20 protein-coding genes are annotated in these 23,410 nt (G+C 43.3%); 16 read left to right on the top strand and 4 right to left on the bottom strand.

Annotated elements, in window-relative coordinates:
- Window positions 1-6: 6 nt before the first annotated feature.
- Window positions 7-588 carry a 16S rRNA (guanine(966)-N(2))-methyltransferase gene (gene rsmD, locus M0M83_RS17485; RefSeq protein WP_248467088.1) on the bottom strand — a complete coding sequence of 194 codons (582 nt, stop codon included), beginning with the start codon at window positions 586-588 and terminating at the stop codon, window positions 7-9.
- A 276-nt stretch (window positions 589-864) separates the two neighbouring features.
- Here rsmD and ftsY point away from each other — a divergent pair, with 276 nt between their 5' ends.
- The 4 genes from ftsY (at window position 865) to rpoH (ending at window position 5,604) form a co-directional block, all read left to right on the top strand.
- Entirely contained in the window at window positions 865-2,826 is a 1,962-nt protein-coding gene (gene ftsY / locus M0M83_RS17480) for a signal recognition particle-docking protein FtsY (protein ID WP_248467087.1), read from the top strand.
- A gap of 6 nt (window positions 2,827-2,832) precedes the next feature.
- Window positions 2,833-3,498: a cell division ATP-binding protein FtsE gene (gene ftsE / locus M0M83_RS17475; protein WP_004258545.1), complete on the top strand. Its 666-nt coding sequence runs from the start codon at window positions 2,833-2,835 to the stop codon at window positions 3,496-3,498.
- Entirely contained in the window at window positions 3,491-4,468 is a 978-nt protein-coding gene (gene ftsX / locus M0M83_RS17470; protein WP_125890480.1) for a permease-like cell division protein FtsX, read from the top strand. The genes ftsE and ftsX overlap by 8 nt, the downstream gene beginning before the upstream one ends.
- 257 nt (window positions 4,469-4,725) lie before the next feature.
- Complete coding sequence (rpoH, locus tag M0M83_RS17465) at window positions 4,726-5,604, top strand: RNA polymerase sigma factor RpoH (RefSeq protein ID WP_125890479.1); 879 nt, start codon at window positions 4,726-4,728, stop codon at window positions 5,602-5,604.
- Between the two features lie 110 nt (window positions 5,605-5,714).
- On the opposite strand, the gene M0M83_RS17460 is transcribed toward rpoH, so the two are convergent.
- Together M0M83_RS17460 and panM are read right to left on the bottom strand one after the other, a co-directional pair.
- Window positions 5,715-6,101 carry a VOC family protein gene (locus tag M0M83_RS17460; RefSeq protein ID WP_125890478.1) on the bottom strand — a complete coding sequence of 129 codons (387 nt, stop codon included), beginning with the start codon at window positions 6,099-6,101 and terminating at the stop codon, window positions 5,715-5,717.
- The gene (gene panM / locus M0M83_RS17455) at window positions 6,088-6,501 is read right to left on the bottom strand and encodes an aspartate 1-decarboxylase autocleavage activator PanM (protein ID WP_125890477.1); all 414 of its coding nucleotides are present in this window, start codon (window positions 6,499-6,501) and stop codon (window positions 6,088-6,090) included. The genes M0M83_RS17460 and panM overlap by 14 nt, the downstream gene beginning before the upstream one ends.
- A gap of 379 nt (window positions 6,502-6,880) precedes the next feature.
- On the opposite strand from panM, the gene M0M83_RS17450 reads away from it, so the two are divergent.
- The 12 genes from M0M83_RS17450 to M0M83_RS17395 all read left to right on the top strand — a co-directional run bounded on the left by M0M83_RS17450 (window position 6,881) and on the right by M0M83_RS17395 (window position 22,401).
- A complete protein-coding gene (locus tag M0M83_RS17450; protein ID WP_125890476.1) occupies window positions 6,881-7,990 on the top strand; it encodes a branched-chain amino acid ABC transporter substrate-binding protein in 1,110 nt (369 codons plus the stop codon).
- Window positions 7,991-8,092: 102 nt separating this feature from the next.
- Window positions 8,093-9,019, top strand: a complete 927-nt coding sequence (livH, locus tag M0M83_RS17445; protein ID WP_125890475.1) for a high-affinity branched-chain amino acid ABC transporter permease LivH — start codon at window positions 8,093-8,095, stop codon at window positions 9,017-9,019.
- A complete protein-coding gene (locus tag M0M83_RS17440) occupies window positions 9,016-10,287 on the top strand; it encodes a high-affinity branched-chain amino acid ABC transporter permease LivM (protein WP_102137978.1) in 1,272 nt (423 codons plus the stop codon). The genes livH and M0M83_RS17440 overlap by 4 nt, the downstream gene beginning before the upstream one ends.
- Window positions 10,284-11,063 (top strand): high-affinity branched-chain amino acid ABC transporter ATP-binding protein LivG, encoded by a 780-nt coding sequence (gene livG, locus M0M83_RS17435; protein WP_213914276.1) that lies wholly within the window; start codon window positions 10,284-10,286, stop codon window positions 11,061-11,063. Before M0M83_RS17440 ends, livG begins: the two co-directional genes overlap by 4 nt.
- Window positions 11,063-11,764, top strand: coding sequence for a high-affinity branched-chain amino acid ABC transporter ATP-binding protein LivF (livF, locus tag M0M83_RS17430; RefSeq protein ID WP_102137976.1), 702 nt, complete (start codon window positions 11,063-11,065; stop codon window positions 11,762-11,764). The genes livG and livF overlap by 1 nt, the downstream gene beginning before the upstream one ends.
- Window positions 11,765-13,075: 1,311 nt before the next feature.
- Window positions 13,076-14,743, top strand: coding sequence for a urocanate hydratase (hutU, locus tag M0M83_RS17425; RefSeq protein ID WP_125890473.1), 1,668 nt, complete (start codon window positions 13,076-13,078; stop codon window positions 14,741-14,743).
- 56 nt (window positions 14,744-14,799) lie between these two features.
- A complete protein-coding gene (locus M0M83_RS17420; RefSeq protein WP_248467086.1) occupies window positions 14,800-15,984 on the top strand; it encodes a CaiB/BaiF CoA transferase family protein in 1,185 nt (394 codons plus the stop codon).
- Window positions 15,981-17,120 (top strand): acyl-CoA dehydrogenase family protein, encoded by a 1,140-nt coding sequence (locus M0M83_RS17415; protein WP_125890471.1) that lies wholly within the window; start codon window positions 15,981-15,983, stop codon window positions 17,118-17,120. Before M0M83_RS17420 ends, M0M83_RS17415 begins: the two co-directional genes overlap by 4 nt.
- Before the next feature lie 274 nt (window positions 17,121-17,394).
- The gene (locus M0M83_RS17410; RefSeq protein ID WP_125890470.1) at window positions 17,395-18,834 is read left to right on the top strand and encodes a purine-cytosine permease family protein; all 1,440 of its coding nucleotides are present in this window, start codon (window positions 17,395-17,397) and stop codon (window positions 18,832-18,834) included.
- A 151-nt stretch (window positions 18,835-18,985) separates the two neighbouring features.
- Window positions 18,986-19,741 (top strand): electron transfer flavoprotein subunit beta/FixA family protein, encoded by a 756-nt coding sequence (locus M0M83_RS17405; protein WP_213914278.1) that lies wholly within the window; start codon window positions 18,986-18,988, stop codon window positions 19,739-19,741.
- A 15-nt stretch (window positions 19,742-19,756) separates the two neighbouring features.
- Window positions 19,757-20,707 (top strand): electron transfer flavoprotein subunit alpha/FixB family protein, encoded by a 951-nt coding sequence (locus tag M0M83_RS17400; RefSeq protein ID WP_213914279.1) that lies wholly within the window; start codon window positions 19,757-19,759, stop codon window positions 20,705-20,707.
- A gap of 11 nt (window positions 20,708-20,718) precedes the next feature.
- Window positions 20,719-22,401: an electron transfer flavoprotein-ubiquinone oxidoreductase gene (locus M0M83_RS17395; protein WP_248467084.1), complete on the top strand. Its 1,683-nt coding sequence runs from the start codon at window positions 20,719-20,721 to the stop codon at window positions 22,399-22,401.
- A gap of 89 nt (window positions 22,402-22,490) precedes the next feature.
- Here the strand turns inward: M0M83_RS17395 and M0M83_RS17390 are convergent, their stop codons facing one another.
- A complete protein-coding gene (locus M0M83_RS17390) occupies window positions 22,491-23,204 on the bottom strand; it encodes a UTRA domain-containing protein (protein WP_125890466.1) in 714 nt (237 codons plus the stop codon).
- Between the last annotated feature and the right edge of the window lie 206 nt (window positions 23,205-23,410).

Below are 23,410 nucleotides of genomic sequence, written 5' to 3'. Positions count from 1 at the left end.
TTGTTCCTAAAGTGAAGTCCGAATAAAAAGGCGATATGCGACTTGCCCCGCTATTTTTTCGCGATGAAGCTGCCAATTTGCCGGAATGTCAGTAAGTGGTGACTCCGCTTCTGACTCAACGTATATCCAGCTTTCTTCAGCTAACCATTGGTTTTTTTCTAACAATTGAATGGTTTCATTGAGCAGCCCCTTGCGAAAAGGTGGGTCAATGAAAACCACATCAAAAGGGGTTCCAGCTTGGCTTAAAACAGCGAGGCTATTGCTCTGAATAATAGTTGCGTTATCAGCTTGTAAGCGAGCTTTGTTTTCAGTTAACAGTTGTGTGTTTTGTTTATCAAGCTCAATAAAAGTGACCGTTTCTGCAAAACGAGAAAGAGCTTCAAAGCCCAGTGAGCCACTTCCTGCGAAGCAATCTAAGCAACGCGCATCTCGAATAATTGGCATTAACCAGTTAAATAACGTTTCTTTAATTCTGTCTGTGGTTGGACGTAAGCCCTCACTATCACGAACTGGCAGCTTTCTTCCGCGCCATTTTCCACCAATAATACGAATTTGCCCTAAAGAGGGGGATTGTGGTTTTTTTGCCATAATGTTTATTGTTACTTAACGGGTTTATGTACTTAAATTTGATTGTTACTATTGTATACCTGTCAGGCGATAAGTTGCAGTGTTGTTATCTCTGATTGGTCATTTTTCAATTATAGAACTTCATTTTCACCGTTTTAACACGGAAATTCAGATTAAATTGGCAGGATTTTTCTTTCAGATATGTGTTGCTGAGCGATGAAATGGTAGACTGCATATAATTTTATTGCGATTTGATTATCGAGTGCCATATTTTTACCGCGAGGAGTGTAGTGGCAAATGGCTAAAGACAAGAAAAAAGGTTTTTTCTCATGGTTGGGGTTTGGGCGTAAAAATGAAGAAGAAACTCAGCAACAAGAAGCTCAACAGTATGATAATGATGTAGTCAAGGATGTTGAAAACAAATCACCCCATGAAACTGCGGTTGATGCCGCAACCGCCGAAGCGGAACGTCAAGCTCAAGCAGAGCAAGCTGCTATTAAAGCCGCTGAAGATGAAGCAGAGCGTCAGTATGAAGCGCAGCAAGCTGCGATTGATGCAGCAACCGAGCAAGCAGAACGTGAGCGAAAAGCTAAATTAGCGGCGCTCCAAGCAGCTCAAGATCAAGCGGAACAAGCGCATCAGGAAGCCCAAGAGAAAATACTCGCGGAAGAAAAAGCAGAGCGTGAACGCCAAGAAACTGAAGCAATACGTATTGCCGAAGCAGAAATGGAACGTCAGCGTCAAGTTGAGTTAGCAGCGATCCAGGCTGCAGAAGAAGCCGAAGAACAGCGTCGTCAAGCAGAGTTAGCTGCAATCCAAGCGGCAGAAGAACAAGCAGAACGTGAGCGTCAAGCGGCAGAAGCCGCGCGTCTAGCGGAAGAACAAGCAGAACGTGAGCGTCAAGCGGCAGAAGCCGCTCGTTTAGCGGAAGAACAAGCGGAACGTGAACGCCAAGCGGCAGAAGCCGCGCGTCTAGCAGAAGAACAAGCAGAACGTGAGCGCCAAGCGGCAGAAGCCGCGCGTCTAGCGGAAGAACAAGCAGAACGTGAGCGCCAAGCGGCAGAAGCCGCACGTTTAGCGGAAGAACAAGCGGAACGTGAACGCCAAGCGGCAGAAGCTGCGCGTTTAGCCGAAGAGCAAGCGGAGCGTGAGCGTCAAGCGGCAGAAGCCGCACGTTTAGCCGAAGAGCAAGCGGAGCGTGAACGTCAAGCGGCAGAAGCCGCGCGTCTAGCCGAAGAACAGGCCGCCGAAGAAGCGAGAATTGCAGAGGAAGAAGCTGAACGCTTACGTTTAGAAGAAGAAAAAAATAATTCACCAACAGAGCAAGAAAAACCTAAAAAAGAAGGTTTCTTTGCTAGGCTAAAGAAAGGGCTATTAAAAACTCGACAGAATTTAGGTTCGGGTTTCTTTGGGCTGTTTTCAGGTAAAAAAATTGATGATGACTTATTTGAAGAGCTCGAAGAACAATTATTAATAGCGGATGTCGGGGTTGATACCACGCGAAAAATCATTGATAACTTAACGGCGCATGCGAGCCGTAAAGAACTCAAGGATGCAGAAGCGTTATATGGCAAATTGCGTGAGGAAATGTCTGATATTTTAGCGAAAGTGGATAAACCACTCGTGATCGAAGACAAAAAACCCTATGTTATTCTTATGGTTGGTGTTAATGGGGTCGGAAAAACGACAACAATTGGTAAATTAGCACGTCAATATCAATCAGAAGGAAAAAGCGTCATGTTAGCTGCGGGGGATACTTTCCGTGCAGCTGCTGTTGAGCAACTTCAAGTATGGGGTGAACGCAATAAAATTCCTGTGGTAGCCCAACATACAGGCGCAGATCCTGCATCGGTTATTTTTGATGCGATTCAATCAGCGCAGGCGAAAGGGGTGGATGTTTTAATTGCAGACACCGCTGGGCGCTTACAAAATAAATCGCATCTGATGGAAGAGCTGAAAAAAATTGTCCGAGTGATGAAAAAACTCGATGAAAATGCTCCCCATGAAATTATGTTAACGCTAGATGCAAGTACTGGACAAAATGCGGTAAGTCAGGCCAAACTTTTTGATGATGCAGTCGGTTTGACGGGTATCACATTGACTAAGCTCGATGGCACAGCAAAAGGTGGCGTAATTTTCTCTATTGCCGACCAATTTGGTATTCCAATTCGTTATATTGGTATTGGTGAGGGTATTGAAGATTTACGTCCATTTAAAGCAGATGACTTTATCGAGGCTCTATTTGCCCGAGAGGAATAATTTTCGATGATTCGCTTTGAACACGTTAGTAAAGCTTATCGCGGTGGCCGCCAAGCACTCCAAGGGGTTGATTTCCATCTTCAACCTGGAGAAATGGCATTTCTAACAGGCCACTCAGGCGCAGGTAAAAGTACATTACTTAAACTGATTTGTGGTATTGAGCGCCCAAGTGCGGGCCATATTTTATTCAATGGTCATGATATCAGCCGCTTGAAAAATCGAGAGATCCCATTTCTGCGCCGGCAGATCGGGATGATTTTTCAGGATCATCACTTGTTATTTGATAGAACCGTCTATGACAATGTGGCGATGCCATTAATTATTTCTGGCGCTAGCACGGAAGATATTCGTAGGCGGGTTTCTGCGGCCTTGGATAAAGTCGGGTTATTGGACAAAGCTAAAAACTTTCCAATTCAGTTATCTGGAGGGGAGCAACAGCGTGTCGGTATTGCCCGAGCCGTGGTGAATAAGCCAACGATGTTATTAGCGGATGAACCAACAGGTAACCTTGATGGCGAATTGTCTGAAGGGATAATGCGTTTATTCGAAGAGTTCAATCGTGTGGGGGTGACTGTTTTAATGGCGACCCATGATATTGCTCTGATTGAGCGTCGTAACTACCGTGTTCTTACACTAAGTGAAGGTCGTATGCTTGGAGGTCAACATGGCTAAGAATGTCCGTAAAAGCAAGCCAGTACGCGCCAAGCAATCGAAAAGCAAAGCATTAAAAGGGGGCTGGAAAGAGCAGTGGCGCTATTCATGGCTGAATGCACTCGCTGACATGCTTAGACAGCCTTTAGCGACCTTTTTAACTATTATGGTTATTGCGATTTCACTTACGTTACCAAGCCTTTGCTATATTGTGTGGAAAAATGTGTCGCAAGCCGCGGAGCAATGGTACCCAACGCCACAACTTACTGTTTATTTAGATAAATCTCTTGATGAACAAGGTGGGCAAAATGTGGTAACACAATTGCAGGCTCTGGATGGCATTGATCATGTGAATTACCTTTCTCGTGACCAAGCCATGAGCGAGTTTCGCAGTTGGTCCGGCTTCAGTACCGCACTCGATATGCTAGAGGAAAACCCACTGCCAGCAGTCGCAATCATTACGCCTAAAATTGATTTTGAAGGTTCTGATGTATTAACAACTTTGCGTGATAGAGTCAGCCAAGTCGATGGAATTGAAGAAGTTCGCATGGATGATAGCTGGTTTGCTCGGTTAGCCGCACTTACGGGCTTGGTTGGGAAAGTCGCTTCTGTTATTGGGATTTTAATGATTGTGTCCCTGTTCCTTGTAATAGGTAATAGCGTTCGGCTTAATATTTTTGCTCGCCGCGATACGATTAATGTGATGAAATTAATCGGTGCTACCGATGGGTTTATCATGAGGCCATTTTTAAATGGTGGTCTTGTATTAGGTGCATCAGGGGCGATTATTTCCCTAATTATGACCTTCTTACTTGTTTGGCAATTAGCTGACGGTGTGGCAAAAGTGGCCAGTGTATTCGGTACACAATTTCTGATTGAAGGGCTGTTATGGGAAGAGTCTTTATTGGTCTTATTGTTATCCGCTATGGTTGGCTGGGTAGCGGCATGGTTGGCAACACTTCAACATTTACGACACTTTACACCTGAGTAATGAGTTGTTTTTCCGTCATTTTTATCAAAAGGTAATGATTTGATTGTTTTGTTACCTTTTGAATTTATTAACTATTTGTGTTAAAAGTGAACTCAGTCTGAATTGTTTTGTCTTACATTGACCTACTGCTAACAAATTTGTATATAATTTATTTAACGCGGTTAAGCTGGTAGACTAAAAGTGTTTACTTCATGCGTTAACCAAAGTGGTTATTAATACAAACTAATCTATTTCCTATTATTTTATTGAGGATCTGAATGACCAAAGACATGCAATCATTAGCTCTTGTTCCACAAGGAAGTATTGAAGCCTATGTTCGGGCTGCTAATGCTTACCCGATGCTTACCGCTGAGGAAGAAAAGGAACTTGCTGAACGGCTGCATTACCATGGTGATCTGGATGCTGCAAAGCAACTGATCTTATCGCACTTGCGCTTTGTTATTCATGTTGCTCGTAGTTATGCAGGGTATGGTTTGCCGCAAGCTGATTTAATTCAGGAAGGTAATATTGGCCTGATGAAAGCTGTGCGTCGTTTCAATCCTGAGGTTGGTGTTCGCCTTGTTTCCTTTGCGGTTCACTGGATCAAAGCTGAAATTCATGAATATGTTTTACGTAACTGGCGAATTGTCAAAGTTGCAACAACAAAATCGCAGCGTAAACTGTTCTTTAATTTAAGAAAGAATAAAAAACGTCTTGGTTGGTTTAACCAAGACGAGGTCGATATGGTTGCCCAAGAGTTAGGTGTAAGTCCTAAAGATGTACGTGAAATGGAATCACGTATGGCTGCACAAGATATGGCATTTGATATGTCAGATGACGATGACAGCAGTGATTTTGGTGGCCCAGTGGCCCCAGTCTTATACTTACAAGACAAAGCATCAGATTTTGCTGGCTCAATTGAAGATGATAATTGGGAAAGTCATGCGACTGACCGCCTAGCAGAGGCGTTAGACTCTTTAGATGAGCGCAGTCAGGATATCATCCGAGCTCGCTGGCTAGACGATGACAACAAAACCACGTTGCAAGAACTTGCTGATAAATATGGTGTTTCAGCAGAACGCGTTCGTCAGCTTGAAAAGAACGCCATGAAGAAGTTACGTTTGGCGATGGAAGAAGACGAAGACAGCGAAATGTGATTTATTACTTGCCAATTCGTTGTTCACTAAAATTATCTGCATTTATTGCCTGTTAAGAGGTGGATAAATGCAGATAATCATTTCTACTTTTACAATTTTTAATTGTTCAATTAATCACTGTATAACTCTAGCGGTAAGCCATCTGGGTCTGTGAAAAATGTAAAACGCTTTTGCGTGTAGGGGTCAACCCGTATTGCTTCACAAGCCACATCTTGTTCAGTTAAATAAGCGACCCATTTATCTAAATCATCGACACTGAAGGCTAAATGACGTAGCCCTGTGGCTTCGGGGTAACTTAGTCTCGCTGGTGGATTAACAAAACTGAATAACTCAATTTGGTAATGCTCACCAAAGGCTAAGTCCGCTTTCCACGAATCATTTGCTGGACGGTAGTGTTCTTCAAGCAAATTTAATCCCAAAATACGGCAATAAAAATCCTTACTGACTTCAAAATTGGATGCAATTATTGCAACATGATGAATTCTATTTAGTTTCATGCTGTTTCTCCCAGATATCAGGCAGTGTGGTGGCATTGAAGCCATGAGCAGTCAAAAATAGCCGCATCACGTTTTTTTCTTGCGGTGCAACTCCGTTAGTGTCGAATTTCCATAGTGTAATATTCGGGATTGCTTGGCAAATTTCTGCTAATAAATATGAACCGACACCTCGTCGACGAGTGATTTCTCGAATATAAAAATCCTGCATAGTGGCTGTATTATGTTCTACGGTAATTTTTGCGGCGCCAAGAAGGCGGTCATTAAAGCGGGCAGCATAGATCTGTTGCCCAGTTGCAAGCTGTTTTGCTAGTAATGCTTGGCTCTGGTCAGGCCAGATTTTATGTAAGTCCAGAGATTGTTGCTCAGTAGGATTGACCAAAGGGATAATCGTGAGTCTCATGATATTTTGTCTGTTTCCCTGTAAGAGTTGCAGTCACTCATCCTGCCAGAGTGATCTACAACCGATTTTTTGATTTTAGAGAGAAAAATTTGGTGATACTGAATTTTCCGAATTTCACTCGGATTAATTTAAATTTAACCCGAATATAACACTAGTATTTACAAAAAAACCACTTTAACACATCAGTTTTTTATTCTGCATCTAATGTAAAAACCTGCCATATCCATTTGCTATTTAGCATAATTATCTTGTTTAATGTTATGAAATATATAGCCTTATTCGCTGTATTTTGAAATATCAGGCATTGTACCTGTCAACCATAATAATCTACTACAAATCAAACACAAACACTCAGAACCATGAAGACGGGGACGATAAAATGAAGAATATGAATAAAGCATTATTAGCGGGCTGCATTGCGATGGCATTCAGTTCTGCAGGATGGGCAAAGGAAATTAAAATAGCGGTTGTTGGCGCAATGTCAGGACCTGTAGCGCAATATGGTGATATGGAATTTACAGGCGCACGACAAGCGATTGCGGATATTAATGCTAAAGGTGGCATTAATGGAAATACATTAGTTGCTGTTGAGTATGATGATGCTTGCGACCCAAAACAAGCGGTTGCGGTCGCAAACAAGGTCATTAATGATGGTATTCGCCATGTCATTGGGCATTTATGTTCCTCTTCAACACAGCCTGCATCCGATATTTATGAAGATGAAGGTGTCATTATGATCACCCCAGCGGCCACTAATGCAGATTTAACCACCCGTGGCTACCAAATGGTTCTGCGTACAACAGGTTTAGACTCAGACCAAGGTCCAACTGCGGCGAAATATATTATGGAAGATATTAAGCCATCTCGTATTGCTGTTGTTCATGATAAACAACAGTACGGCGAAGGCCTAGCACGTTCGGTACGCGAAAGCTTAAATAAAGCGGGCGTCAAAGAGGTGATGTTTGAAGGGGTAACTGCAGGGGATAAAGATTTCTCTGCATTAGTCGCTAAACTGAAAAAAGAGAATGTCGATTTTGTTTATTTCGGCGGTTACTACCCAGAAATGGGGCAAATTTTACGCCAAGCGAAGCAAGCTGGCTTGAATATTCGCTTTATGGGGCCTGAAGGCGTCGGTAACTCTTCATTATCGAATATTGCAGGTGATGCCTCTGAGGGCATGTTGGTAACTTTACCAAAACGTTATGACCAAGTCGCAACGAACCAACCTATCGTAGATGCCATTAAAGCGAAAAAAGAAGACCCAACAGGACCATTTGTTTGGACTACTTATGCTGCGATCCAAGGTTTAACGACGGCAATGGAGCGTACTGGCAGCATCGAGCCTGAAGATTTGGTGAAAGACCTGAAAGCAAATCCAGTCGAAACGGTTATGGGGACATTAAGCTGGCAGCCAAACGGTGACCTGAAAGGGTTTGAGTTCGGTGTATTTGAGTGGCACAAAGATGGGACTTCCACCTCTGTAAAATAGTACTCAGCAGTGTTCCAGCATAGTGAATAAGAACCGGAAGTGAGTTAATTGCTTCCGGCTTCTGCTCTCTATATAGGACAGGTAGTTAGAAAGGATAGTCTTATGTCAGATCAAATTCTCTATTTTATTCAGCAGCTTCTGAATGGTTTAACCCTTGGCAGTACCTATGCACTGATAGCCATCGGATATACGATGGTATATGGCATCATTGGGATGATTAACTTTGCCCATGGCGAAGTGTACATGATAGGCAGCTATGTCTCTTTTATTGTGATCGCAGGCTTGATGATGCTCGGGATCGATATCGGCTGGATCCTTGTTGCAGCGGCCTTTATTGCCGCGATTGTGGTCTCTAGCACCTATGGTTGGAGTATTGAACGGGTTGCTTATCGTCCAGTTCGCCATTCTAAACGTTTGATTGCACTGATCTCTGCGATCGGGATGTCTATTTTCCTACAAAACTATGTCAGCCTGTCACAAGGTTCGCGTGATTTAGCCCTACCCAGCTTGATCACCGGGCAATGGGTTCTGGGTGAAAGCGATGGTTTTGAAGCCACGGTGACTAAGATGCAATTGACCATCTGGGTGGTTACCGTGCTTGCGATGTTAGCTTTGACGCTATTTATTCGCTATTCAAAAATGGGAAGAGCCTGTCGAGCATGCGCAGAAGATCTTAAAATGGCCAGCTTATTGGGCATTAATACTGACCGCGTTATTTCATTGACCTTTGTGATTGGTGCAGCCATGGCTGCTGTCGCGGGGGTGCTATTAGGGCAATTTTATGGCGTGATTAACCCATACATTGGTTTTATGGCAGGAATGAAAGCATTTACCGCGGCGGTATTAGGGGGGATTGGAAGTATTCCCGGTGCGATGCTAGGTGGGTTGATCTTAGGCGTTGCGGAAGCAATGACTTCTGCATATTTAAGCACGGAATATAAAGATGTAGTGTCATTTGGTTTATTGATTGGTGTGTTATTGATCATGCCAACCGGCATTCTGGGACGCCCGGAGGTCGAAAAAGTATGAGAAAAGAAAATTGGATTAATGCCATTGTAGCTTCAGTGACTTTTTTTGTATTGGCATTGTTTATGATGGGGCTGCAGCTCGCGCTGGATGGCACGAAGCTGGTTGTGACCGTTGGAGACTCAGTGCGTTGGAACTGGATCATTGCAGGTATTGTTGTGATCTTTGTGTACCAATTGGTTCGTCCAACCTTAAGAAAAGTGTGGCAAGGCGTTCCTAAGAAAGCGTGGGCTATTCCTGATTTTGATGGTTCGACAACGAAGCAAAAAATCCTTGCGGTTATAATTATTATTGCTGCAATTATTTGGCCGTTTATTGTTTCTCGTGGAAGTGTGGATATCGCGACCTTAACGCTAATTTACGTGATGTTAGGGCTAGGCTTAAACGTGGTGGTTGGGTTATCTGGCTTACTGGTTTTAGGCTACGCAGGCTTCTATGCGATAGGGGCTTATACCTTTGGTTTATTAAATCATTACTATGGTTTTGGGTTCTGGGAAAGTTTACCGATTGCAGGATTAACCGCTGCATTAGCGGGCTTTTTATTGGGGTTCCCTGTTCTAAGGCTACGTGGGGACTATCTCGCAATAGTGACACTTGGGTTTGGGGAAATTGTTCGTATTTTATTACTGAATAATACCGAAATCACTGGCGGGCCAAATGGGATCAGCCAATTACCAAAACCGACTTTTTTTGGTTTGGAATTTAGCCGTACAGCAAAAGATGGTTGGGATACCTTCCATAACTTTTTCGGCTTAGATTACAGTCCTGGCGACCGAATTATTTTCCTGTATTTTGTCGCTTTGCTATTAGTAGTTTTAACTTTGTTTGTGATAAATCGATTACTGCGTATGCCATTAGGCCGTGCGTGGGAAGCACTACGTGAAGATGAAATTGCTTGTCGTTCATTAGGGCTAAGCCCAACTCGAATAAAATTAACGGCATTTACTATCAGCGCAGCCTTTGCTGGGTTTGCAGGTACATTATTTGCTGCACGGCAAGGGTTTATTAGCCCAGAGTCTTTTACTTTTGTGGAATCGGCATTTGTGTTAGCCATCGTCGTTTTAGGAGGAATGGGCTCACAAACTTCCGTTATTTTAGCTGCGATTATCTTAGTCGTATCAAGGGAAATGATGCGTGACCTTAACCAATACAGCATGCTGCTATTAGGGGCATTAATGGTATTGATGATGATCTGGCGGCCCCAAGGCTTATTACCAATGAAACGTCGTCAAATGCAGGTGAAAAAAGTCCCTGAAGGGGAGGGCGTATGAGCCATAACACAACGCCTTTGCTCCAGGTGAATGGTTTAACGATGCGTTTTGGTGGGTTACTTGCTGTCAATAATGTTGAGTTAACCATTAACCAAGGGGAAATTGTCTCACTGATTGGCCCGAATGGGGCGGGGAAAACCACCATTTTTAACTGTTTAACGGGTTTTTATAAACCGACCAGCGGCACTATTTTATATCGTGAAAAGCACCTTGAAGGGCTGACTGGGCAGGCGATTGCTCGTCTTGGAGTGATAAGAACGTTCCAACATGTGCGGTTATTCAAAGAAATGACGGTGATTGAAAATCTCCTTGTTGCACAGCATCAACATTTAAAAAGTGGCATTTTTTCTGGGTTATTGAAAACGCCTGCATTTCGTCGTGCAGAATCAGAAGCGCTTGATAATGCAGTAAAATGGTTAGAGCGCATAGATTTACTACCATTTGCAAACCGACAAGCTGGAAATTTAGCTTATGGGCAGCAGCGCCGGTTAGAAATTGCTCGCTGTATGGTAACTCGCCCTGAAATTTTAATGCTAGATGAACCTGCTGCGGGGCTTAACCCTAAAGAAACCAATGATTTGGATGATTTAATTGCCGAACTACGTGCTCATCATAATGTTTCCATTTTATTAATTGAACATGATATGAAATTAGTCATGGGAATTTCAGATCGCATTTATGTGGTGAATCAAGGAACGCCATTGGCCAATGGGACGCCAAGTGAAATTCGTCAACATCCTGATGTGATAAAAGCCTATTTGGGGGAAGCTTACTGATGCTTGAATTTAAAAAAGTGTCTACCCATTATGGAAAAATACAAGCGTTACATGAAATTAGCTTGAATATCCAAAAAGGTGAGATTGTGACCTTAATCGGAGCAAATGGTGCAGGGAAAACAACGTTGCTCAGTACCCTTTGTGGAGACCCGCGTGCATCGGAAGGTCAAGTCATCTACCGAGGGGTGGATATCACTCAATTGCCCACTTCGAAAATTATGCGTGAAGACATTGCAATAGTGCCAGAAGGGCGGCGTGTCTTTTCTCGTATGACCGTGGAAGAGAACCTCGCAATGGGGGGCTTTTTTGCAAATCGCCAACAGTACCAAGAACGTATTGAGCGGGTTTATAAGCTGTTTCCAAGGCTTTATGAACGCCGAAGCCAACGTTCAGGAACGATGTCAGGTGGAGAGCAACAAATGCTAGCGATAGGCCGTGCTTTAATGAGCCAGCCAGAGCTGCTGTTGCTTGATGAGCCGTCCCTAGGCCTTGCCCCCATTATCATTATGCAAATTTTCGATACGATCCAACAGCTACGCGAGGAAGGCATGACAATTTTTCTTGTCGAACAAAACGCCAACCAAGCGCTGAAACTCGCAGACCGTGGTTATGTGTTGGAAAATGGGCATATTGTGTTGGAAGATAGTGGAAAGGCGCTTTTAGCCAATGAAGCAGTAAGAAGCGCGTATCTCGGCGGCTAAAATTTTCGTCATCCTTCGTGCTGTGGCGTTGTTGGCTTCATTCGGCTACTCGGGTCACATACTTGTGTATGCTCCCCGAGATATCCTCATTTTGCCGCCTAGCCACAACGCGAATGATTTAGAAAATTACATTTTCGTCATGGTTATATTATGTGCTGTGGTGTTGTTGGCTTCATTCAGCTACTCGGGTCACATACTTGTGTATGCTGCCCGAGATATCCTCATTTTGCCGCCTAGCCACAACGCGAATGATTTAGAAAATTAAATTTTCGTCATGGTTATATTATGTGCTGTGGCGTTGTTGGCTTCATTCAGCTACTCGGGTCACATACTTGTGTATGCTGCCCGAGATATCCTCATTTTGCCGCCTAGCCACAACGCGAATGATTTAGAAAATTAAATTTTCGTCATGGTTATATTATGTGCTGTGGCGTTGTTGGCTTCATTCGGCTACTCGGGTCACATACTTGTGTATGCTCCCCGAGATATCCTCATTTTGCCGCCTAGCCACAACGCGAATGATTTAGAAAATTACATTTTCGTCATGGTTATATTATGTGCTGTGGCGTTGTTGGCTTCATTCAGCTACTCGGGTCACATACTTGTGTATGCTGCCCGAGATATCCTCATTTTGCCGCCTAGCCACAACGCGAATGATTTAGAAAATTAAATTTTCGTCATGGTTATATTATGTGCTGTGGCGTTGTTGGCTTCATTCAGCTACTCGGGTCACATACTTGTGTATGCTCCCCGAGCTATCCTCATTTTGCCGCCTAGCCACAACGCGAATGATTTAGAAAATTAAATTTTCGTCATGGTTATAATCCACTTGGGTTATCTGTTGATGCAGGTAGCCCATTTTTGTTTCTGGCGTATACCATTTTGAGCGGTACGGCATGGGTCTTCTCGCTATACATCGTTGCTACGTTCTGTGAGGCGACTCGCAATTTCGCTATTTGCTTGTTTCTATGTAAAAAATTAAATGTATATACAACTTTTTCTCTATAAACAGAGATCTACTTGTTGTTGTATAACTCCCTAGGTATTCCAATCTTCACTCTTCCTGCAAAAATTCAAATTTAAATGTATATACTTTGTGAAGTAAATGTATATATATTTGAGTCATAGATAAACATCGTCAATGAATAAATAGTCTCGAGTGAGTTAATATAAGATTAATTATTTGATTTTTAATCAATTAATAGGTTTGAAAATACATGTGCAAAGCCACTAACTAGGTATCTCGCAGATTATTATAAATAAAATTGTTAATTTAACGTTAATTAGAAATGGATGATAGGGGATACAACCATGTTAAATCGTACTGACTCAACTCGAGTGATCCGCGCACCGCGTGGCAGTGAGAAAACCTGTAAAAGCTGGCTGACAGAAGCGGTATACCGCATGCTGCAAAATAACTTAGACCCAGATGTTGCTGAGCACCCTCAAAGCTTAGTGGTCTATGGCGGCATCGGCCGTGCGGCACGTGATTGGGAATGCTATGACAAAATTTTAGAGGTACTAACAACGTTGGAAGATGACCAAACTTTGCTAGTGCAGTCAGGTAAACCTGTCGGTGTGTTCCCTACCCATCCAGATGCGCCGCGTGTATTGATTGCAAACTCAAATATTGTTCCTCACTGGGCGAATTGGGACCACTTCAATGAGCTAGATCGTAAAGGCTTAATGATGTATGGCCAAATGACGGCTGGTTCTTGGATCTACATAGGTTCTCAAGGGATCGTACAAGGCACCTATGAAACCTTTGTTTCGCTGGCGAAGCAGCACTTTAATGGCAACGCAGCGGGACGTTGGATCTTAACGGGGGGTCTCGGTGGAATGGGGGGCGCACAGCCATTAGCTGCAACGATGGCGGGTTTTAGCATGATAGCGGTGGAATGTGATGAGAGCCGTATTGATTTTCGCCTAAGAACGCGTTATGTGGACAAAAAAGCCACGTCTCTTGATGAAGCATTGCAATACATTGAAGAAGCCAAAGCCAATGGCCAGCCAGTTTCTGTTGGGTTATTGGGTAATGCGGCGGATGTATACAGTGAACTGGTAAAACGCAATATCACCCCAGATTCAGTCACTGACCAAACGAGTGCCCATGACCCAGTACACGGTTACTTACCACAGGGTTGGACTCTCACCCAATGGCGTGAAAAACAACAAACAGCGCCAGCTGAAGTGACGACAGCCGCGAAAAAAAGTATGGCAGTCCAAGTTGATGCCATGTTAACGATGCAAAAACGCGGCTCAGCAGCCTTTGATTACGGCAACAATATTCGCCAAATGGCAAAAGATGAAGGCATTAGTAATGCCTTTGATTTCCCTGGCTTTGTTCCTGCTTATATCCGACCACTGTTTTGTGAAGGTATTGGCCCATTCCGTTGGGTTGCGTTATCTGGCGACCCAGAAGATATCTATAAAACAGACCAAAAAGTAAAAGAATTATTACCCGATGACAAACACTTACATAATTGGCTCGATATGGCTCGTGAGCGTATCGCATTCCAAGGGCTTCCTGCACGAATTTGTTGGGTAGGCTTAAAAGACAGAGAAAGATTGGGTCGTGCTTTCAACGAAATGGTGAAAAGTGGCGAGTTAAAAGGCCCAATTGTGATCGGCCGTGACCACTTAGATTCAGGCTCTGTTGCTAGCCCACACCGCGAAACGGAATCTATGAAAGATGGCTCTGATGCGGTATCAGACTGGCCGTTATTGAACGCATTGTTAAATACCGCAGGTGGTGCAACGTGGGTTAGTTTACACCACGGCGGTGGTGTTGGAATGGGCTTCTCACAGCACTCAGGGGTCGTCATTGTGTGTGATGGTACGGATGCAGCTGATAAACGTTTAGCTCGCGTTTTACATAATGACCCAGCAACAGGCGTTATGCGCCATGCGGATGCAGGTTATGACATCGCCATTAACTGTGCGAAAGAGCAAGGGCTTAATTTGCCTATGGTGAAGTAATGTCGTGTGCCAGCTGACGTTGAGCTGGCATCTTTCTGGAATAGAAGGAATTCAGTATGAATGCTGCGTTAACTCAGAAAAGACAAGGGCCACTGGCGGGGATCAAAGTGATCGATTTAAGCCGTGTGTTAGCCGGCCCGTATTGCACCGGTATGATGGCCGATCTCGGTGCTGAAGTGATCAAAATCGAAGTGCCCAACCACGGTGATGACAGCCGCCATTTAGGACCATTCATTGATGGCGAAAGTGTTTATTACGGTTTGATTAACCGAGGTAAACGCAGTATTGAATTGGATCTCAAAGCAGATGAAGACCGGGCTATTTTGTTCCAACTAGTCAAAGAGAGTGATGTGGTGGTTGAAAACTTTCGCCCTGGTGTGACTCAACGGCTTGGCATCGATTTTGATAGCTTAAAGCAGCACAACCCCCAGTTAATCTACGCCAGTATTTCTGGTTTTGGACAAAATAGCCCATTAGCCAGTTATCCCGCTTATGACATCGTGGCACAAGCGATGTCGGGACTAATGAGTGTCACGGGTTTTCCAGAAACAGGGCCGACACGCAGTGGTGAGTCAATTGGGGATGTGTGTGCTGGGATGTTTGCATCTTGGGCGATAAGCAGTGCGTTATTTGCGCGAGAGCGTCATGGTGAAGCGGCACAGTATATTGATGTGGCGATGGTGGATGTCTTACTCAGCATGCAATTAACAGGGCTTTCAAACCTATTTGCTCATGACAAGGCCCCGAGCTTAGTGGGTAACCGCCATCCAGTCTCTACGCCTTTTGATACTTATCAGGCAAAAGATGGTTTAGTGGTGATCGCGATTGCCAGTGAAAAGCTATTTCAACGTTTTTGCGAATGTATGGAAAAACCGCAGTTATGCCACGATCCACGCTACCTTAATGACCCGGGTCGAACACAGCACCAAGCTGAGCTTCGAAAAGAAATCGAAAGTTGGACGTGCCAAAAAACCGTTGAAGAGGTATGCGACATATTATTAAACGCGGGTGTGCCTGCCTCACCGATCCATAATTTACACCAAGCCACACAAAGTGAGCATGCCCAAGTGAGGCAAGTGCTCACACACCTGAATGACGGAGGAACACCATTGGTTTCGCAACCAGTTTTTTTTAATGGAAATAAACCTCACTCGACTCGTCGGGCCCCGAAATTAGGTGAGGCAAATGCAGTTTATAAGCCAGAGAAAACAACAATTAAAAATGCGGAGACGATGCAATGAGTTTTAAAATTAATGAAACAGAACAAGCGGTTGTGGATGCGATAGAAAAAGTTTGTCACGACATTTTACAGCCGAATGCACAAAGATACGATGAAACCGAAACCTTTTGCGCTGAAAGTTTACAAGCATTAGGGGAAATGGGGTGTTGGGGAATTAATTTACCTGAACAATATGGTGGCTTTGGTATTGGCAGTGTCGCGATGAGTAAGGTCGTGGAAGCGGTTGCAGCGGCTTGTGCTTCGACGTCATCGGCGCTAACAGCACATTTTTTGGCGACAGATTCAATTTTAATTGGTGGTACAGAAGCGCAAAAACAGCATTGGTTACCCAAGGCCGCAGCTGGGGAATTATTAGGTGCATTTGGCTTAACTGAGCCAGCAGCTGGCTCTAACCCTGCAGATATGCGCACCGTGGCAACTCGTGAAAATGGTGGCTGGCGCATTCGGGGTAATAAACACTATATTACTAACGCCAAAGAAGCTGATTTCATCGTGTTATATGCGAAAACGGATGTAGAAGCAGGGGCTCGCGGGATCAGCGCATTTGTGATCCCTAAAGGGACTGAAGGTGTGGCATTTTCTCAACCTGAAAAAACTATGGGGTTACGGGGTAGCACGATTTATGAATTAGCACTGAATTGTTGGCTACCTGAATCTGCATTACTGGGAGAGGAAAATAAAGGGTTCCATACTGCTATGGAAGTTTTAGATAAGGGGCGCGTCGAAGTTGCAGCAACTTCACTCGGTATCGCTCGAGCCGCGATGGAGAGTGCTTTAGGTTGGGTAAAAGAACGCCAAATTGGTAAAAAACCATTAGCGGCTTACCAAGGAACCCAATGGCGTATTGCGGATATGCATACGCAATTGGAAGCTGCTCGTATGTTGACATGGCAAGCTGCCGAATTACGTGATTCAGGGGAACGTTTTAGTTTGCAATCCGCTACGGCGAAATTATTTGCTGCGGAGTGCGCGGGGTTTGTTACGGATGCCGCATTACAGCTTCACGGAGGCTACGGTTATATTCGTGACCTTCCCCTTGAGCGTTATGTGCGTGACGCACGAATTTTACGAATTTTTGAAGGAACGTCTGAAATACAGAAAATTATTATTTCACGTGCTGTTTTAGACGCCCACTAACTTATTTTACATATTAAGCGAGTAAGCGGGACAGGCGTTTACTGGTTTATGGAGCACCTTAGGAAGCACTACCTGACAACAGGATCATGGAATTAAAAACACAACAACAATCAGGTTTAAGAATGTATTTCAATTAGTTATTTAGGGTGAATAATAGATAAAACATCACCCAGCGTAATGCTTAATAACTGGACCTTACAACTGTAGTTATTACGGTTTCATTACGATTAATTGGTTCATTCTTTAAGCCAGCCTTGCTTAAAGAGGAGTTACCATGACAGTTTCAAACGACATCGCAACAGGGCAAAAAGCTCGGCAGGAGAATGTACCTTTAATCGAAGCGCGTTCCATCGACTACATACCCGAGTCTGAGCGCCACGGCACCTTATCAAGCCAATTCACACTTTGGTTTGGTTCTAATTTGCAAATAACCGCAATTGTCACCGGTGCCTTAGCTGTGGTACTGGGGGGAGATGTATTCTGGTCACTAATTGGTTTATTTATTGGCCAGCTGTTAGGTGGTGCAGTGATGGCCTTGCATGCGGTGCAAGGACCTAAATTGGGGTTACCACAAATGATTTCGAGCCGTGTACAGTTTGGCGTATACGGTGCAGTTATCCCTATCTTACTGGTTTGTATGATGTATGTTGGGTTTTCTGCCAGTGGTACGGTATTAGCGGGTCAGGCAGTTGGCCAATTACTGCATGTGACTGACTGGGTTGGTATCTTAATTTTTGGTGCGGTGATTATCGGCATCACTATTTGTGGATACCGGATTATCCATATTCTCGGAAAAGTGGCGAGTGTAGTGGGTGTGATTACATTCTTCTATTTATTTTTCCGTCTGTTTTATATGAATGATGTTTCAATACTACTCGAAAACCGTCATTTTAGCTGGACGAACTTTCTATTAGCGATGTCATTGTCAGCTTCTTGGCAAATTGCATTTGGGCCTTATGTTGCTGACTACTCTCGCTATTTGCCGACTAAAACCCCAACCATTAAAGCCTTCTTGGCCGTCGGTTCAGGTACTGTGATCGGTACGCAAGCCTCGATGATTTTAGGCGTTTTTGCCGCAGCGCTTGCTGGCAATCAATTTGCAGGTAATGAAGTCTCTTATATCGTAGGCTTAGGTAGCACAGGTTTAATTGCTGCGTTGCTGTACATCAGTATTTTTTATGGGAAAGTGACCATAACTGCACTGAATGCTTACGGTAGCTTTATGTCTATGGCGGCTATTTGGTGTGGCTTCCGTGGGAAAAGCCAAATTTCTCGCGGACAAAGGTTATTTTTCATCATTCTGATGGTGAGCTTCTCGACAGCTTTAGGGTTAGCGGGGCAGCACTCATTCTTAAAGTTATTCTCTGCTTTCTTACTGTTTTTGCTAGCATTTTTCACCCCTTGGAGCGCAATCAATCTTGTTGATTACTATTGGGTCACTAAAGGGCGTTACGATGTACCTGAGCTCGCCAATCCAAATGGCCGTTATGGACGTTGGAATAAAGTTGGGATTATCACTTATATCGTTGGGGTATTGATTCAATTGCCATTTATTTCCACGGGCTTCTATACCGGGCCTCTAGTTGAAAAACTGGGTGGGGTTGATATCTCATGGATTGTGGGCTTAGTAGCAACCAGTGTTATTTATTATGTTGCGATAAAACAATGGCCTATGTCAGTGGCAGACAGATTGATATTACCTACGAGTAAATAACCATTTCATAAAAATTAGCATTCAAAATAGTAAAAATTGAGATAACCAGTAGCAGTGTGAATATCACTGTTACGGTTTCTCTCAACCTAAAAAACGATTTTAGAACATTACCATACCCACCAATCGCGGAAGAATTGGGATAGGAGTTGCTATGAAAATTATAGTCGCAGTGAAGCGAGTGATAGACCATAACGTCAAAATAAGAGTGAAATCCGATGGCTCAGGCGTTGAGCTGGCAAATGTCAAAATGGCCATCAACCCCTTTGATGAAATCGCCGTCGAAGAAGCTGTGCGTTTAAAAGAGGCGGGAAAAGCGACAGAAGTTATTGCGGTTTCCGTTGGTGATATTGGTTATCAAGATACATTACGCAGTGCGATGGCGATTGGGGCAGATCGCGGGGTTTTAGTCCAAAAGCCGGAAGAGTTAACTTTAGAACCACTGGATATTGCCCGTTTACTTCAACAAATCGTGGAAAAGGAACAGCCGGATCTTATTTTATTAGGCAAACAAGCGATTGATGATGACTGTAATCAAATCGGCCAAATGCTTAGTGCATTATTGGATTATCCGCAGGCAACATTTGCCTCACAAGTGAAGCTTGAAGGCCAATTACTGCAAGTGACTAGGGAAATTGATGGTGGCTTAGAAACGTTAGAGATGCCATTACCTGCGGTTATCACAACGGACTTGCGACTCAATGAACCTCGTTATGCTACTTTGCCTAATATCATGAAAGCTAAGAAAAAAACGTTAGATATTATCGATATTGCTGAGATGGATTTTACGCCATTAGGGCAAATTAAAACGCTGAGTGTCTCAGAACCTAAAAAACGAGCGGGGCAATGCACATTGTTAAGCAGCGCGACAGAGCTAGTTAGTGCATTACAAGCGAAAGAAGTGATCTAATCGAGGAAAATATCTATGAGCCAAATATCGGTATTAGTGGTTGTCGAGCATGATAATCAAACAATAAAAACATCTACTTATCATAGTATTAACGCTGCAAAGCAACTTCTCACAGCTGGTGGTCATTTGCACTTATTAGTTGCAGGAAGTGAGACTGAACAGGTCGCTCAGTCAGCTGCAAGTATACAGGGCGTGAGTAAAGTCCTAGAAATACAATCAGATAACCTTAAAAACCAACTTGCAGAGCCGATGGGCCATGCAGTGGCAAGTATCGCAAAAGAGTATACCCATTTACTGTTTCCAGCGACGACATTTGGTAAAAACATTGCTCCACGAGTAGCTGCAACGTTAGGGGTTGCCCAAATTTCAGATATTACCCAAATTATTGATCCTCAAACCTTTATTAGGCCTATTTATGCAGGAAATGCGTTAGCAACAGTACAAAATAATGGCCAGCAGGTGGTCATTACAGTGCGTAGTTCGGCATTTTCGGGGGGATATGAAACGCAAGCTCCTGCTGAAATTGACACATTAACGGTAGCGGATTTACCTCAACCTACGCAGTTAAAAAGCCAATCTCTAACTCAAGTAAGCCGCGCGGAATTGAGTTCTGCAAAAGTGGTTATTTCAGGGGGAAGAGGTTTGAGTTCAGGTGACAATTTTGCGTTATTGGAAACGATAGCTGACAAACTTGGTGCTGCGGTGGGGGCTTCTCGTGCTGCGGTAGATGCCGGTTTTGTTCCAAATGACTACCAAGTAGGGCAAACAGGGAAAATTGTCGCCCCAGATTTATATATCGCAGTAGGGATTTCCGGAGCAATTCAACATGTTGCTGGTATGAAGGAAAGTAAAGTGATCGTTGCTATTAATAGTGATCCTGAGGCACCGATTTTCCAAGTCGCAGATTATGGCATTGTTGGTGATCTATTTGAGATCTTACCTGAATTTGACAAAGCATTAGCGTAAGAGGTGGACAAATGGCTATCGACAATATTGATAAGATAAACGAGGCCCCCGAGCGGGAATCGATGGAGTTCGATGTCCTGATTGTCGGTGGCGGGCCCGCTGGGTTATCTGCAGCAATACGCTTAAAACAGCTAGCCGCAGAAAAAGGCACAGAGATATCAGTTTGTTTAATTGATAAAGGTGCGCAGATAGGTGCTCACATTTTATCTGGCGCGGTAATAGACCCTCGGGCTCTTGATGAACTGCTGCCAGATTGGCAACAAAAGGTGTCAGCTTCTTTAACCCCTGTAAATCATGACCGTTTTTTATGGTTAAAAGAAAATAAAGCGAGCCATTTACCCCTATCCTTATTGCCAAGCTGTTTGAAAAATAATGGCAATCTCATTGGCAGCTTAGGACAGATAAGTGCCGCACTTGCCCTTGAGGCTGAAAGATTAGGTGTTGATGTTTTTGCCGGATTTGCTGCCACTGACGTGCTGTTTGATGATAAAAACCAAGTAATAGGTATCACCACTGGAGACATGGGGCTGGATAAATCAGGCAACCCAACAGCGATGTACCAACCGGGTATGAATTTACTGGCAAAAATGACCTTTTTTGCGGAAGGGTGCCGTGGTCAGCTAGGTAAGAGATTGATAAATCATTTTAATTTAGCCGCAGAGAGCGGTAAACAAACCTATGGTTTGGGCATCAAAGAGATTTGGCAAATTCCAAAAGAGCAGCATCAAGCTGGGCTTGTTGTACATTCTGTTGGTTGGCCCCTAGATAATCACACCTACGGTGGCGGTTTTGCTTATCACTATGGAGATAACCTAGTCGCAGTGGGTTTGGTGGTCGGATTAAATTATGAAAACCCTTATTTATCACCATTTGATGAGTTTCAGCGTTTAAAGACCCACCCTGAGTTTAGTGCTTTTTTATCAGGGGGGGAGCGTATTAGCTATGGTGCTAGAACGATGGTTGCTGGTGGGCTGGCCGCATTACCTGAATTGAGCTTTCCCGGTGGCGCATTAATCGGTGATGATGCCGGTTTTCTTAATGCGGCTCGAATTAAAGGTACACACTGTGCTGTGAAAAGTGGCCTATTAGCAGCAGAAGCATGGTTTAGCGCTAACCAGGATGGAATGATTGATTATTTACAATTTAAAAAGCAATTTCGCCAGCTATTTGAAGAGAGCTGGCTATATCAAGAACTTTATCAAACACGCAATTTTAAACCCTATATGAAAAAAGGGTTAGTGGTTGGTTCAATGCTATTTGGTGCAGAACAACTGTTATTAAAAGGCCGTAGTCCGTGGACTTTAAAGTTAAAACACGCAGACCATGAAGGAATAAAAGAAGCACGAAATTTTTCGCCAATAAATTACCCAAAACCTGATGGTAAATTAATTTTTGATAAGCCTTCTTCCGTGTTTTTATCGAATACGAATCATGAAGAGGAACAACCCTGCCATTTAAAACTGGCGGATATTAATGTCCCTATCCAAGTTAATTTAATTAAATATGCTGCGCCCGAAACGCGTTATTGCCCTGCAGGAGTGTATGAAATTGTAGGGGACAAAAGCGAAGAAAAACTGCAAATTAATGCGCAAAACTGCCTGCACTGTAAGGCTTGTGATATTAAAGACCCGTTACAGAATATCACTTGGACAGCCCCTCAAGGAGGCGAAGGCCCTATTTATCAGGGAATGTAAAACGAATTTGTTGTGATGTAGTTGTGCTTGATATTTTTTGTTTTATCAGTCGCTTTGGGGCAATTTTGCCCCATTTTTTTATTTTTGCATTAACTCTCAATTCGCGAATGTAATTTTAATTTGTAACGAGAGCCAGCAGTGATCATATTAACGTAGCTAATTAGAATACTGCCTGTCCAAGTACGGCGGCTAAGTTGTAGACAAGGTGAGTTTTCTTTAATTGATAAGGACTGAGCTATGGATTTTGTGGCTAGCGCTGCTTCTATTGTATGCTCCATTTCACTGACAGGAAAATGGCGTTGTAGATAACCGCTCGGCGTTTCAGTGTCACCATATTTTTGCTTAACAAAATCAGGCACAATGGCATGATTAACATAGCGTTCTTCTAACATTAAAGGAATATCATTTTCAAAATGTAGAACTTTACAGTAACCCACATCACTTCCTTCACTAATCCCTAGCTGTAATGCGATTTCTGCTGATGCCGAAATAATTTTCAGTTGTAATTGGTGACCGCTATATTTATTACCGCTCGTTGAGATTTCATCAAAAATATCAAATGCTTTTGTAACAGGGAGTTCATGTTTTAGCGTGGCAACAAATGTGCCTTTTCCTGCAATACGATTCAAGATCCCTTTTTGGCTTAACTCGGAAATGGCCTTATTCACCGTCATACGGCTTACATTAAACTGAGCGCACAGCTCAAGTTCTGTGGGTATTTGAGTTCCAGGCTTAAAAATTCCTAAATCAATACTGCGTAAAATGTAAGACTGAATTTGCTTATATGCAGGTTGTGATGTCATCGCTGTTATTCAAAATTATTGTTAAAGGAAAGAGTGGTAAAATTGTTTTATTGCCACATTTCACTCACAAACTTTGTATTAGGTGCAAGTTTATCAGTAATTACTGTCTTTGCTAGTAGGAGACACCTATTTCTAATGATTAAACTATCATTAGATAACTGTTCAATGGTGTTAATCATTATCTGAATTATTTTATTATAAGGTAA

Source organism: Providencia rettgeri, from assembly GCF_023205015.1.
Lineage (GTDB): Bacteria > Pseudomonadota > Gammaproteobacteria > Enterobacterales > Enterobacteriaceae > Providencia > Providencia rettgeri_E.
The sequence above is the reverse complement of the archived record's forward strand: the minus strand, read 5'-3'. Positions and strand labels throughout refer to the sequence as shown.